The 13,111-nt window shown below is 70.2% G+C and carries 9 protein-coding genes; 2 read left to right on the top strand and 7 right to left on the bottom strand.

Translation table 11 applies throughout. From position 1 onward, the window contains the following. Positions 1-102: 102 nt before the first annotated feature. Complete coding sequence (locus ACYU7G_RS03150) at positions 103-567, top strand: aminoacyl-tRNA deacylase (protein ID WP_461104672.1); 465 nt, start codon at positions 103-105, stop codon at positions 565-567. Between the two features lie 296 nt (positions 568-863). Here the strand turns inward: ACYU7G_RS03150 and ACYU7G_RS03145 are convergent, their stop codons facing one another. Genes ACYU7G_RS03145 through ACYU7G_RS03115 form a run of 7 tightly spaced genes read right to left on the bottom strand, consistent with a single transcriptional unit; the run spans position 864 to position 11,921 of the window. Then, on the bottom strand, positions 864-4,310 hold the full coding sequence (locus ACYU7G_RS03145) for a GH36-type glycosyl hydrolase domain-containing protein (protein WP_461104670.1): 3,447 nt from the start codon (positions 4,308-4,310) through the stop codon (positions 864-866). A gap of 10 nt (positions 4,311-4,320) precedes the next feature. Continuing rightward, a complete protein-coding gene (locus ACYU7G_RS03140; RefSeq protein ID WP_461104668.1) occupies positions 4,321-6,252 on the bottom strand; it encodes a glycoside hydrolase family 3 protein in 1,932 nt (643 codons plus the stop codon). A gap of 1 nt (position 6,253) precedes the next feature. Next, positions 6,254-7,816, bottom strand: a complete 1,563-nt coding sequence (locus tag ACYU7G_RS03135) for a glucoamylase family protein (protein ID WP_461104666.1) — start codon at positions 7,814-7,816, stop codon at positions 6,254-6,256. A gap of 44 nt (positions 7,817-7,860) precedes the next feature. Further along, positions 7,861-8,682 carry a carbohydrate ABC transporter permease gene (locus ACYU7G_RS03130; protein ID WP_461104664.1) on the bottom strand — a complete coding sequence of 274 codons (822 nt, stop codon included), beginning with the start codon at positions 8,680-8,682 and terminating at the stop codon, positions 7,861-7,863. Continuing rightward, positions 8,682-9,608 (bottom strand): carbohydrate ABC transporter permease, encoded by a 927-nt coding sequence (locus tag ACYU7G_RS03125; protein WP_461104662.1) that lies wholly within the window; start codon positions 9,606-9,608, stop codon positions 8,682-8,684. The genes ACYU7G_RS03130 and ACYU7G_RS03125 overlap by 1 nt, the downstream gene beginning before the upstream one ends. 4 nt (positions 9,609-9,612) lie before the next feature. Next, positions 9,613-10,893 carry a sugar ABC transporter substrate-binding protein gene (locus tag ACYU7G_RS03120; RefSeq protein WP_461104660.1) on the bottom strand — a complete coding sequence of 427 codons (1,281 nt, stop codon included), beginning with the start codon at positions 10,891-10,893 and terminating at the stop codon, positions 9,613-9,615. Between the two features lie 8 nt (positions 10,894-10,901). Continuing rightward, positions 10,902-11,921, bottom strand: a complete 1,020-nt coding sequence (locus tag ACYU7G_RS03115; protein WP_461104658.1) for a LacI family DNA-binding transcriptional regulator — start codon at positions 11,919-11,921, stop codon at positions 10,902-10,904. Between the two features lie 417 nt (positions 11,922-12,338). Between ACYU7G_RS03115 and ACYU7G_RS03110 the strand changes: the two genes are divergently transcribed. Further along, positions 12,339-13,085, top strand: coding sequence for a sulfite exporter TauE/SafE family protein (locus tag ACYU7G_RS03110; RefSeq protein ID WP_461104656.1), 747 nt, complete (start codon positions 12,339-12,341; stop codon positions 13,083-13,085). Positions 13,086-13,111: the final 26 nt, after the last annotated feature.

Genomic DNA, 13,111 nt, shown 5'->3' with positions numbered 1-13,111 from the left:
GAACGGTCAAGGGTTGGACATCATTCCCCCCCCGGCGTCAGACGAGGACTGCCCTCCCGGGACAGCGGAGCCCCTTGCCAAGTGGCGCGTACGCTTGCACCCATGGATGGTGAGACCAGGGTCATTGCAGCTCTGCAGGAACACGGCATCGAGCACACGATGACCCGGCACGGCCGGGTGAGCACCCTCGAGGAGGCGGCCGCGGCACGCGGGATCGAACCGCGCGACCTGATCAAGACGCTCGTGGTCCGCCGCGGCGACGACGACTACCTGTTCGTCCTGGTCCCCGGCGACCGTGAGTTCTCCTGGCCCAAGCTGCGCGCCCTGCTGGGCGTCAGCCGCCTCTCCATGCCGGACGCCGACACCGCCCGCGACGTCACCGGCTACGAGCGCGGCACCATCACCCCTTTCGGCGCACTGCACCCGTGGCCGGTGATCGCTGACGAGGCCATCGTCGGGCACACCATCTCCATGGGAGGCGGCGCACACGGCGTGGGCGTCACCGTCGCCGCCGACGACGTCATCCGCGCCTACGAAGCCACCGTGGCGGACGTCTCGGACGCCTGAGCCGACCCGTACGCCGGTTGAGCCGGTCCGAGGCACCTCCCCCCCCCGGTCGAGCCGCCGCGAAACACCTCCCGCCGGTTGAGCCGCCGCGAAACACCTCCCGCCGGTTGAGCCGGCCGCGCGAGGGACGAAACAGACTTCCCCACCAAGTCTCCCTGAGGTGCGGCGACGCAGTCGACGCCTCGAAGGGCCTGGTGACGGTTACCGGGGACTCTCGCCAGGCCCTTCGAGGCTCGCTGCCGCTCGTTGCCTCCGGGAGACTGCGATGGGTTTGCCACCAACAGTGTTCCCGGGGCTCAGGGGATCTGGGAGCCTCCGACGCGGACGCGGAGCGTGACCTCGCCGTCGCAGACCAGGTCCTGCCAGGCCGTGGCCGGGATGCGGACGCCGCCGGGGCGGTAGCGACGTGGCGCCGGTTCCGTGGGCACGGGCACACCGTCGGCCTCGATCGCGGTGACGCCGTGGCCGGGGGCCGTGACGTCGTAACGGACGTCGACGCGGACACCGTCGAGGTACACCGTCGCCTCGAGAGCACCGGCCGGCAGGACCGGGTCCATGACGACGCCGTCGCGAGTGCCACGCATCCCCAGGAAACCCTCCGTGACAAGGCGCAGCACCAGACCGGGCCCTGAGGAGTAGACCCGCCAGCCACCTTCGAAGCCGAACTCCGGGTCGAACATGGATTCCGCGTTCGCCTCGGCGTCGGCGCGGTCCCGGAACGCGGTGTCGACGGACGAGAAGTAGCAGTTGGACTGCCGCGGCCGGGCGCCCGGCACGTGGGCCGTCAGCCCATCGGGGAGCACGACGTCGAGGGTCCGCCAGGCGCGGTCGGCCTCCCCGAGCCGCAGCAGCGCCTCGATCCAGCGCAGGTGCGCGTGCGTGTACATCAGGCCGACCTCCCGGCCCCAGAACGACGCCGCCTCGGCCCGCAGGAAGGTGTGGGTCTCGCCGCCGTGGTAGTCGACAGGGCGGTCGAACAGGTAGATCCCCACCGGCCCGTCGAGGTGCTCGTCGATGACGCGGACGTGCGCCGCCGCCTCCTCGGGGGTGAGCTGTTCGTCGGCGATGGCGTGGATCATCTGCAGGGAGCCGTGGTGGAGACCGGTGCGCCCGTCGTGGGGGTGCACCAGCGGTTCCACGCCGTCGGGGGTGACGACGGCATAGCCGCAGAGCTCACCGTCCACCAGCAGCGAGTCGTGCACCGCCTCGGATGTGGCGCGGGCGATGCCGCGGAGGCGTTCCACCTGCTCGGGCTCCGCGTCGCCCAGGCCGATGGCGAGTTCCTCCAGCGCCTTGATCTCCAGGCCGGCGGTCCAGGTGGAGACCAGTTGCGCGGCGAGCTCGGGGCTCGCCGGCTGGAGCGAGTCGTTCCAGTCGCCGTGGCCGTAGGCGGGCAGTCGGGGGTCGGCGCTGCGGGCGCCGAGCAGGTGGTCGACGGCGGCGACGACGTGGGCGCGCACCGCGGTGCCCGGCAGCAACTCCTCGGCACCAACCCAGCCCACCTCCTCGTCGAGGATGGTCAGGTCGCCGGTGGCCTGCAGGTACTCCCCCAATGCGAGCAACGGCCAGTAGACGATGTCGCCGTGGCTCTCCCGGTGGCCGGGCGCGCGGTGCGCCTTGAGGTAGTCGAACCACTGCGGCCAGTCACCGTCGTCCTGCTGGGCGGCGAACACCTCGAGCAGGACCTGGCGCACCACGTCGAGCCGGCCGGTGGCCACCAGCAGCCCGATCGGGCCCTGGCAGACGTCGCGCGTCCCCCACGCACCGCCTGTGAACTGCTCGAGCCCGCGCGGGGCGAGGTAGTGGACGTAAGCGTCGTGCTCCAGCCAAGGCAGCAGCGCGGCCAGTCTGCGGGTGGTGGCCGAGGCATCGTCGGTGGAGCGGACGGCTCCGTCTCCGGTGCTGTCTGCTCCGCGCACCTCGGGGCGGCCTGAGCGTGGAGCGGATGGCTCCGTCTCCGGTGCTGTCCGCTCCAGCGGGATCGCACGGACCAGGGACGAGGCACTGGGGACGACTTCCGCGCGCCAGTCGCCGTCACGGGTCACGCCGTCGGCGAACAGCGGCGCGGAGTCACCGCCGAAGCCCTGCTCGCCGGTGGTGACCACGAGCAGGTCCAGCGGGTCGCCGTCGACGGTCACCTCGAGCTTGAGTTCGGCGAGTGCGAGCGACGTCGTGGCCCTGATGGTGCGGCCGTCGGTTCGGTACCACCACGTCGCCGACGTCTGGTCCACCGCCCACGCACTCGGAACGCCCAGGAGGCGCCAGTCCCGGGGTTGCGACGGCGCGGCGCGGCGTGCGGACGGGTTCGGCTGCGAGGTCGCGATGGTTTCGACGACGCCCTGACTCGTTCCTCGTCGGGGCTGCTCAACCGACGGGGTGGGGGTGCGGACCAGGATGCGGACGCCGTCGGCCTGGGTGAGGCCGAGGTAGCTGCGGCGGACCGAGAGCAGCGGGTGCGCCGAGGCGTGGCCCGCGGTCAGTTGCGAGGCAAAGTTGCCGTTCATCCAGGCGGTGACCGCGACGGTGTGGTCCTGCGGGAAGGGACCCTCCGAGACGCGGATCACGTGGCCGTGGGGTCGGAGCACCGCGGCTTCCTTCGCCGCCGCGACGACGTGGGTGCCGTCGGCTCTGAAGGACCAGACGTCGGCGTCAGGGCCGCGTTCCACCTGCTCCGGTGACGGGAGCAGCGCGAGGAGTTCGTCCTCCGGGAGCGCGTCGCCGTGGACGAAGTGCGCCGGTCCGAACACCGTCGGCACCGCGGGCTGGCCGGTTGCGGCGGGGCCCTCGTCCCCGACGCCAACTCCTGGCGCCAGCGACGTTCGGGAGGTGTCGGCGGCCACACCCCTGGTGCCGTCCCCACCCACCGAAGAGTTCCAGCCATCGATGAACGCGTCCCGGAGGCGGGCGGCGTCGTCGTCGGAGGAGGCGGAGGGATGGTCGGCCTCGACGATCCCGCGGAATCCCACCACCCCCTCCTCGCCGGGCGCGAGCATCCACGCCTCGGCCTGCAGCCCCGCGAGCGTGTGCTCGTGCTGGAGACGCTGGGAGGGGAGGTCGGAGGTGAGGTCGAGGCCGGTGCCCGGGACGCTGGGGCGCAGTTGCAGCGCGTCGGTGCACCAACCCACCACAGGTCGGGTGGCGCCCAGTGCCAGCCACGGGTTCACCACGCCGGGCATGTTCTGGCGGACGGCCAGGCGTAGGTCCTCGCCGTCGCGGATGGGGGTCAGGTCGAGGTACTGGGAGACGTAGAACTCGTTGCGACGCAGCGCGTCCCACTCCGTCAGGGCTGCGTCCACCGTCCAGACCGCGTCCAGTTCGACGGGGTCGTCCCCGGTGTTGGTGAGCTTGAGTTCCCAACCGAACCGGCCGTCGCCCGGTTGTTGCCAGCGGAGCTGCCAGCCGATGTTCCAGCGGGTGCCGGTGATGACGGGGCCTTCGAGACTCGCCCCGCGAGTGGTCTCGACACGCACCTCCTCGTCCCTCGTCGCCGCTACTCGACCAACAGACGATGCGGTCTCGACACGCACCTCTTCGCCCCTCGTCGCCACTACTCGACCAGCGGAGGAGGGACCGAGGAGGGGAATGGCTTCGTGGCCGGTGGGTGAACGACGGCGCAGCCAGACCTGGTGCGGGCCGGGCTCCAGTTCGGAGGCCGGGTACTGCAGCAAGCTGAGGTCTCCCGCGAACAGACGCGCCAGCGCCCCGGACGACGTGAACTCGGCACGGATGGGCAGGGGGGACACTTCGATCACCTCAGGGGGTTGGTGGTTGCTCGGTACTGCCGTTTTCGTCAGTGCTGCCGTTGTCGTAGGTGCTGCCGCTAGCTGTCAGTGCTGCCCCTGTATGGGCAGCATTGACAGACAGCGGCAGCGTTGAGGCGCGGTGGCCGGCGGGGAACAGCGGGTCGGCGTCGCCGGCCACGTCCGCGCGGCCGGCTCGCACCGCCGCCATGGACCTGGGGAACGACACCGGCAGCCGGCCCTCCGGCGGCACCTCACCAGTCACGGCCAGCAGCCAGGCACCGTCGCTGACGCCGAACGAGGCCGTCAGCGCCCGCGCCACAGGCAGCAGGGGGGTGAGGACGGCAGGCCGGTCGGAGCGCACGTCCACCAGCAGCGGGCAGGGGATCCGGGCCAGGCGGTGCGCCAGTCCGGGCTGGAACTCGAGGCTGCCCTGGTGGAACCAGGCCTCGAGGAACAGGTCGTCGCGCGGCTCGAACGGCGCGTGCAGGCGGACCAGGCCGACGTTGGCGTCCTCCGGCCGATCCACCACTGTCAGCCCCGGGCCCACTGCATCGGCGGCCACGCCGTCGAGCCAGACGCGGGTACCGGGCCGCAGCGGCAGCAACCCGTCGTCGGCGCAGACGACGACGGAGCGGGCCTGCGTCCGAACGCCCAACTCCACCGCCTCGGGCGTGCCCACCAGCGAGGGCGCGGCGTCCTCGTCGACGAAGGGGTCGTCGAACAAACCCAGCTCGAACTTCACGCGCAACAGTCGTCGCGCGGACGCCTCCAAGCGCTCTCGACCGACCCGCCCCGAGTCCACCAGTCCCAGCAGCAGGTCGGTGCACTCCTCGCCGCCGAACTGGTCGATGCCGGCGTCGAGCAGCTTCAGCATCCGCTCCTCGGGGCCGAGGTCCTCGACGCCCCAGGCGCGGGCGGGCAGCACCTGCTCACCGACGAGGTTGTCGTTGACCAGTTCCCAGTCCGAGAGGATCACGCCGTCGTAGCCGAGGCGCTCCCGCAGCAGTCCGATGAGGACCTGCCGGTTGTACCCGAAGCCCACCTCCTCCACGGGTTCGCCGTCGAGGACGAGGCCGACGGGGCGGCCGTAGTAGGGCATGATCGCAGCGGTGCGTGCGGCGATGGCGGCCTCGAAGGGGCGCAGGTGCTCGTCGAAGCGGCCGCCGGGATAGACCTGGTCTCGCCCGTAGGGGAAGTGCGCGTCCTCGCCGTCGGCCTGCGGCCCGGCGCCGGGGAAATGCTTCGTGGTGGCGCTCACCGAGTCCGGTCCGAGCCGCTCCCCCTGCAGCCCCTCGACGGCTGCGACCGTCAACCGGGAGGCCAGCTCGTGGTCCGCCCCGAACGTCTCCCGCTGCCGGGCCCAGCGCGGTTCGGTGGCCAGGTCCGCCGTCGGGTGGAGGGCGGCGCGGATGCCGACGGCGACGTACTCGCGCCGGACGACGTCGGCGAACCGCCGGACCAGGTCCTCATCGCCCAGCGCGGCGAACCCGAGCGCGTCGGGCCACTGCGAGAAGAACCCCGAGGCCCAGCTGGTGCCCGCGTTCTCGGCGGCGGCGTGGCGGGGGTCGGTGGAGATGGTCACGGGGATGGAGTGGGGCGTCTCGCAGGCCAGAACCTGGAGCCGGTTGGCCCACACCGCAGCCTCCCGCGCACCCGCCAACGCGTGCACGTTGAAGTGGTTCATCGCCTTCCCAACGACCACGCCACGGGTGCCGGACTTGGAGATCCGGCCGGGCCCGGCGAGGAGTTCCCCGCCGGGGCCGGCCTCGATCACCGTGTGGAACATCAGACCCGCCAACTCCTCGAGGGAGAGCCTGGGCAGCAGGTCCTCCACCCGCTGCGCCACGGGCAGCCGGGGGTCCTCGAACGGGTCGAGGCGGCCGTCGTGGTTCAGGTCTCGGAAGGCCACGCCGTCGGATTCCAGGAGCTGGGTGCGGGTCATGTCAGGCGCCTGCGTTGAACTCCTCGAGCGCCAGCACGGGCTTCAAGGTGCGGGCGACGTCGCGGCTGGCGAAGTAGCGCTGGACCCGCGAGTCGAGCAGCACGTTGCCGAGCGAGCCCATGATCATCGCCTGGTCCAGCGAGAGGTGGCGGTGGGCCACCTGCCCGCTGCGGACGGCGACGGCGTCGTGGAAGCCGCCGGGGCCGTAGCAGTCGAAGTCCTCCTGCAGCTTGGCGAGGTTGGCGGTGGCCTCCTCCGGCTCGTACATCATCCCGAGGAACGCCGCGTGCGGGGTGACCACGCCGTCGCCGTAGCTGGTGGGCGGGTCGTCCCAGCGGTAGTCGGTGTTCTCCTGGTCCGAGAAGTAGCCGTCAGGGTTCAGACCCAACGCGTCGACGCCGTACTCGCGGTAGCCGCCGGCCGGGTTGGAGCAGGGCGAGAAACCCCAGTAGCCGTAGGCGGCGTCGTCCAGACCGTGCTCGCGCTGCGCGCGCACGTGCAGCGGGTGCTGCTTGCCCCAGGACTTCGGCCCCCACTTCGCCTCGGGGACGAAGATGTCGGGCATCAGTTCCTCGAACATGGAGCCGCCCCAACCGGGCACCACCTGGAAGCCGCGGTAGGTGTAGGCGCCCTGGTAGACGGGGACGCCCAGGTGCCCTTCCCACTCCCCCACCGGCGGCATCTCCTGCCAGTCGTACTCCGGCGGGAACGTGCGGAACGTGGAGAAGTACGCCTTGGCCGGGATCTGGCCGCGGATGATGCCGAGGTAGGTGGCCATCCGGGCCTCGGAGATGGCCGTGTCGTAGTGGTGGTTGACCGTGTAGTACAGGTCCGGGCCCTCGCCGATGGTGGGCGGCAGCAGCCCGACGTCGTCGCGGCCCGGGTCCTCGACGTAGAAACCACCGTAGAGCCCACCGCCGTCGCGGAACGCCTCGTCGTAGAAGATGTCCCAGCGCAGCCCCTCGTAGAGGCGACGGGCGCGGCGCCGGTTGGACGGGTCGGCCTCCGCGACTAGGTGCAACGCGGCCCCGAGCCAGCCCATGTCCACGCTGGAGACGAACGGGACGACGACGTCGCCGCTGTCCGGCCAGACGCGCAGCACGTTGCCGGTGGCCTCGTCGTACCAGTTGAAGTACATGCCGCTGGCGTCGTGGCGTTCCATCCGCTCGAGCGTGCGCAGGGTGCGGTTGATGAGGTTGCGGCAGTGGCCGGGGTTGATGATGCGCAGGTCGCGGGCAACGATGGCGCTCCACAGCAGCCCGCCGATGTTGGTTGGCGAGGTGTAGCCGCTGCGGGTGGTGAGTTCGGCGTCGATGTTGTCGGCCACCAGGCCGGTGTCCTCGTCGGTCATGGCGGCCAGCGAGGCCCAGGTGTCGCGCGCCCAGGTGAGCAGTTGCTTTTCGTGGCGGCCAGGCTTCCCGGGCTTGCCGGGCCGGCCACGTCCGTCGTCGCGCCGGTCATCCCGGCCGTCGGCGACGGCGGGGAGGCTGCCTGCGACGGCGAGCGCTCCGGCGCCCGTGGCCGCACCCAGCAGGGCTCGGCGGGAGAGGTTGTCGTGTTGCATTTCGAACTCCTCGGGTTCTGGCTCGCGGCGGGGGTACCGCGGGCTCACTTGATTCCGGTGGTTGCGATGCCCTCGATGAAGTAGCGCTGGAAGAACAGGAACACCAGCAGGATGGGCAGGACGACGACGCACGCGCCGGCGAGCAGCAGCCCGTAGTCGGTCTGGTTCTGTCCGGTCGACACGAGGGCGAGTGCGACGGGCAGGGTGTAGGTCTTCTCCGTCGAGGCCACCACCAGGGGCCACAGGAAGTTGTTCCAGGACCCCAGGAAGGTCAGGATCCCGAGCGTTGCGAGCGCGGGCCCGGCCAGGGGCAGGAACAGGCGGAAGAAGATCCCGAGCTCGCTCGCGCCGTCGAGGCGTCCGGCCTCGAGCAGGTCGCGGGGCATGCCCAGGAAGAACTGCCGCATCAGGAACACGCCGAACGGTCCGGCCAGGAACGGCAGGAACAGCGCCGGCAGGGAGTCGGCGAGGCCGAGGTTCACCACCAGCACGAACTGCGGGATGAACGTGACCAGACCGGGGATCATCAGGGTGCCGAGGACGGCACCGAAGATGATCTTCTTGCCGGGGAAGCTGAGGTGCGCCAGCGCGTAGCCGAGCATCGAGCAGAAGACCAGGTTGGCGACGGTGACCACCACGGCCACCACCGTCGAGTTGAAGAAGTAGCGTCCGAAGTCCAGGCGCTGGAACAGTCGGACGAAGTTGTCCCACGACGGCGCCTCGGGCAGGAACGTCGGCGGGACCTGGAGCAACTCTCCCTGCGACTTGAAGCTGCCGAGCACCATCCAGATGAACGGCATGATCACGATCAGCAGCAGGATGGAGAGGATGACGTAGAGCACCGCCATCGAGCGTGACTGCTTCATCACTTCTCCCTCGTCACTCGGAACTGGATGACTGTGACCACGAGGATCGCCAGGAACGTCAGGTACGCCATCGCGCCGGCGACGCCGTAGTTGCCGAAGCCGAACTGCTGGTAGGTGTACATCGACGCGGACAGGGTGCTGTTCAGCGGCCCGCCCTGGGTCATCACGAACGGCTCCTCGAAGAACTGCAGGTAGCCGATCGTGGTGGTCACCATCACGAACAGGACGGTGGGCCGCAGGATGGGCAGCGTGATGTGCCAGAACCGCTGCCACACGGACGCACCGTCGATGGCGGCGGCCTCGTGCAGGCTCCACGGCACGGCCTGGAGCCCGGCGAGGAAGATGATCATGCCGGTGCCGAAGTTGCGCCACACGGCCATCACCACCAGCGAAAGCAGCGACGTGCGGGTGTCTCCCAGCCAGTTGGGGCCGTCGATGCCCACCCAGCCGAGCACCGTGTTGACCAGCCCGGAATCGGGCTGCAGCAGGAAGCGCCACACGACGGCGACGGCGACGATGCTGGTGATGACCGGGGTGTAGAAGCCCACCCGGAACACGCTTCGGAACCGGGTGATGCCCTTGTTGAGGGCCACCGCCGCGGCCAGCCCGCAGGCGAGCGTGAGCGGAACTCCCAGGACGACGAACACGCCGGTGTTGAGGGCGGCGCGCCGGAACACGGGGTCGCCGAGCGCCTTGGCGTAGTTGTCGAAGCCGATGAAGTTCACCTGGAACGGCGTCCGGATGTCCGTGATGCGGGTGTCGGTGAAGCTCATGAACATCGACTGCAGCACCGGCCACAGCGTGAACACGGAGAACAGCACCACGAACGGCAGCGCGAGCAGCAGCCCGGCCCTGGCCTCGGCGGCGTTCCGCTTCCCGGAACGCCGCCGCTGCGCCGTTGGTGCGGGGGCGACCTTGGTGGTCATGGGACTAGCCCAGACCGATCGAGGTGGCCTCCTGCTGGATGGCCGCCATGGCCTCTGCCGGGTCCAGATCGGCCTTGGCCACCTGCTCCACCTGGGAGTCGAACGAGTTGGCGATCTGCTCCCACGTCTGGATCGACGGCGGGGCGAACGCGGTCTCGAGCTGCGTGCCGAACTTGGAGAGCTTCTCGTTGCCGGAGAGGGCCTCGTCGTCCCAGGCGGCCTGCACCGACGGGAGGTCCGTGGTCAGGCCGAACCAGTCCACCTGGGTCTGCCCCTGGGTGAGGAAGTCGACGAACTTCCACGCGGCGTCGCGGTTCTCGGTGTTCTTGAACACGGCGAGGTTGGAGCCGCCGATGAAGGAGGCGCTGATCTCCGCCGTCGGCATGGGCATGACGTCGTACTTGTCGGCGAAGCCCTCGCCCCCGGCAGCCTCGACCGCGGCCATCATCCAGGGACCGGAGATGAACATCGGCACGGCGCCCGAGGCGAAGTCGGACTCGGTGGTGCCGTCCACCGGTGCGGTGTTGGCGATGCCCTCGGTGAAGTAGGACTGGAAGTAGGTGAGCGCCTCGATGTTCTCCTCCGAGTCGAAGGTGAACTCGGTGACGTCCTCGTTGGTGATGGTGCCGCCGTTGGACCACATGAACGGCAGGACGGTCTGCCACGAGCCGGTGCCGCCGGGCTGCAGGTTGATGCCCCACTTGGCGCCGCCGGCCTGGTAGGCCTTGGCCATCTCCTTGAGGCCCTCCCAGTCATCGGGGAGGTCGGTGATGCCGGCGGCCTCGGCAAGGTCCGTGCGGTAGAACACGAGGCGGGTCTCCACGTACCAGGGCACGGCGTAGGAGGCGCCGTTCACGACGGTGGTCTGCTGCGCGCCCTCGAAGAACTTGCCGGGATCGATGAGCGACGGGGTGGGGTCCAGGGCGTCGAGGGCGACGAACTCGCCCATCCAGGTGGTGCCCACCTGCGCCAGGTCAGGCGCGGTGCCGGCGGCGATGGAGGCGGTGAACTTGTCGTGCGCCGAGTCCCACGGGACGGGGGTGACGTTGATGTTGACGTCGGGGTTCTCGGCCATGAAGGCCTCGGCCAGTTCGGGAAGGGCCTCGCCCTCCGCGCCCATGGCCCAGACCTCGAGGTCGCCGGTGGCGGGACCCTCTGCAATCTCGGAGGCCTCGCCGCCGGGGTTCTCGCCTGGATCGGTGGTGTCGTCGCGACCGCAGGCGGCGACGCTGAGCAGCGACAGTGCTGCCGTGAGTGCCACTAGGGCACGTTTCCTCGTGAACATTTTGATCCTCATTCCCTTCTGGGGGTGGTGGTGAGGGGGCTGCCGGGGGGACAGCCACAGGACTCGCGGTGGACGACGTCGGCCGCCAGGACCGTGACGCCGTCGACGGAGTCACCGGAGAGCATCCGGTGCAGGAACTCGGCCGCCATCGCGCCGAGTTGTGCGACGGGCTGGCGCACCGTCGTGAGGCCGGGCCTCAGGTAGCGGGAGACGCGGATGTCGTCCCAGCCGACGACGGCCACCTGTTCCGGCACCTCGACCCCCAGTTCCTGGAGTTCGAAGACGACGGCGGCGGCCACCTCGTCGTTGCCGCAGACCAGTGCGTCGTGGGGCAGCCCTTGGTCGAAGAGTCGGCGGGCCAGGCTGCGGCCGGCGTCCTCGTCGAGTTCGACGTCGATACTGGGTGGGACCTCGAGACCGGCCTCGGTGAGGGCGCGGGCGAAGCCGCCGTAGCGGGCGGCGATGTCCGAGCCGTCGTCGGTGGGGCCGACGAAGACGAGCCGCCGTCGGCCGTGCTCGATCAGGTGTTGGGTGAGGGCGTGGGCCGGTTCCTCGGACTCGGCGTAGAGGGCCGGGTGGCCGGAGACCCGGCCACGGGCGACGGTGACGGTGGGGCGGCCCTTGCCGACCTTGACCACAAGGTCGTCGGGGATGACGCTGCGGGCCATGAACGCGAGCGCGTCCACCTGTCCCGCGAGCCGGCGGACCGCGGAACGCGAGTCCGCCGCCGGGTCAGCACGCAGCAGCAGGACCGAACAGTCCAACTCGCTGGCGCGAGACTCGAATCCGACGGCCAGTTCGGCGTAGTAACTGCCCCGCAGGTGCGGGAGCACCATCCCGAGGGACCTGGTGGCTGAGCCGGCAAGGGCTTGGGCGGCTGCCTTCGGTACGTAGTGGAGGTCGTCCGCTGCCTGCAGCACCTTCTCCCTCGTGGACTGCGTGATTCGGGGGTCATCACGCAGCGCTCGCGAGACCGTCGCCGTGGATACTCCCGCACGGCGGGCCACTTCGTAGATCGTTGCAAGCATTCCGGAGGTCCTCCTCGACCTGTGCAACCGCTTAACCAGACTCTAAACCGGATCTCGTCCACATGCAAGCGCTTGCATGAGATTGGTGGTGGGCGGGGCGCGTCGGCCGCCGGCAGAGAGCGGGCCCTGGGGGCTGGCTAAGTGGGGTTGATCTGCGGGTACACCAACACAACGACCCCAATCAGGTGCGACTCGGGTCGGGGTCCGCCCCCGCGTCGCGACCCCGAGCGCTGATTGTGGAGATTCCGACGGTGCTCCAGCACAATCACCACACCGAGCGGGTCGGCCCCGACGCCCCACGCCCCACGCCCTGGCTGAGTGGGTCGATCTGCGCGTACACCAACACAATGACTCCACTCAGGCACCACCCGGCTGGCGGCCGGCCACGCACCGGCGACGTTCTCCTAGAGTGGGTGCGTGATCGACCTCCCCGCACTCTCCTGGGTGGTGCTCGTCGCCGCGTCGCTGCTGATCGGGGTGGTGAAGACGGCACTGCCGGGCGCAGGCACCCTCGCCGTCGCGGCCTTCGCGGCGGTGCTGCCGGCACGTGAGTCGACGGCGGCGCTGCTGGTGCTGCTGATCGTCGGGGACCTCACCGCAGTCTGGGCGTATCGCCGCGACGTCGACTGGCGGGCGCTGTGGCGGCTGTTGCCGACGGTGTTCGTGGGCCTGGTGGCGGGCATGGCGTTCCTGGGTTGGGCCGACGACGACACCATGCGGCGCACCATCGCGATCATCCTGCTGGTGCTGATCGCCCTCACCCTGTACCTGATGCGACGGGGGACGCTGTCCGCGGAGGACACCCTCACCAATCCACGGGTCAGGGGTGTCTACGGCGTCCTGGGCGGGTTCACGACGATGGCCGCCAACGCCGGCGGGCCGGTGATGAGCATGTACTTCATCGCCGCCCGGTTCGACGTGCTGGCGTTCCTCGCCACCCAGGCGTGGTTCTTCTTCATCGTGAACGTGATCAAACTGCCGTTCTCCATCGGGCTGGGACTGCTGCGCCCCGAGATGCTGCCGATGCTCGGCCTGCTGGCGCCGCTGGTGCTGGTGGGGGCGCTCGCCGGGCGGCTCTGGGTGAAGCGGCTGGACCAGAAGCTGTTCACCCGGATCATCATCGCGCTCACCGTCGCCTCGTCGCTGTACCTGCTGCTGGGCTGAGGGGCCTTCGAGGCGGCGACTGCGTC

Source organism: Tessaracoccus terricola (genome assembly GCF_054776555.1).
The sequence above is the reverse complement of the archived record's forward strand: the minus strand, read 5'-3'. Positions and strand labels throughout refer to the sequence as shown.

What these genes read in the sequence shown, in the direction of transcription:
- ACYU7G_RS03150 (WP_461104672.1), top strand. Translation starts at nt 103, where the DNA reads ATGGATGGTGAGACCAGGGTCATTGCAGCTCTGCAGGAACACGGCATC.
- ACYU7G_RS03140 (WP_461104668.1), bottom strand. Translation starts at nt 6,252, where the DNA reads ATGACCCGCACCCAGCTCCTGGAATCCGACGGCGTGGCCTTCCGAGAC.
- ACYU7G_RS03135 (WP_461104666.1), bottom strand. Translation starts at nt 7,816, where the DNA reads ATGCAACACGACAACCTCTCCCGCCGAGCCCTGCTGGGTGCGGCCACG.
- ACYU7G_RS03130 (WP_461104664.1), bottom strand. Translation starts at nt 8,682, where the DNA reads ATGAAGCAGTCACGCTCGATGGCGGTGCTCTACGTCATCCTCTCCATC.
- ACYU7G_RS03125 (WP_461104662.1), bottom strand. Translation starts at nt 9,608, where the DNA reads ATGACCACCAAGGTCGCCCCCGCACCAACGGCGCAGCGGCGGCGTTCC.
- ACYU7G_RS03120 (WP_461104660.1), bottom strand. Translation starts at nt 10,893, where the DNA reads ATGTTCACGAGGAAACGTGCCCTAGTGGCACTCACGGCAGCACTGTCG.
- ACYU7G_RS03115 (WP_461104658.1), bottom strand. Translation starts at nt 11,921, where the DNA reads ATGCTTGCAACGATCTACGAAGTGGCCCGCCGTGCGGGAGTATCCACG.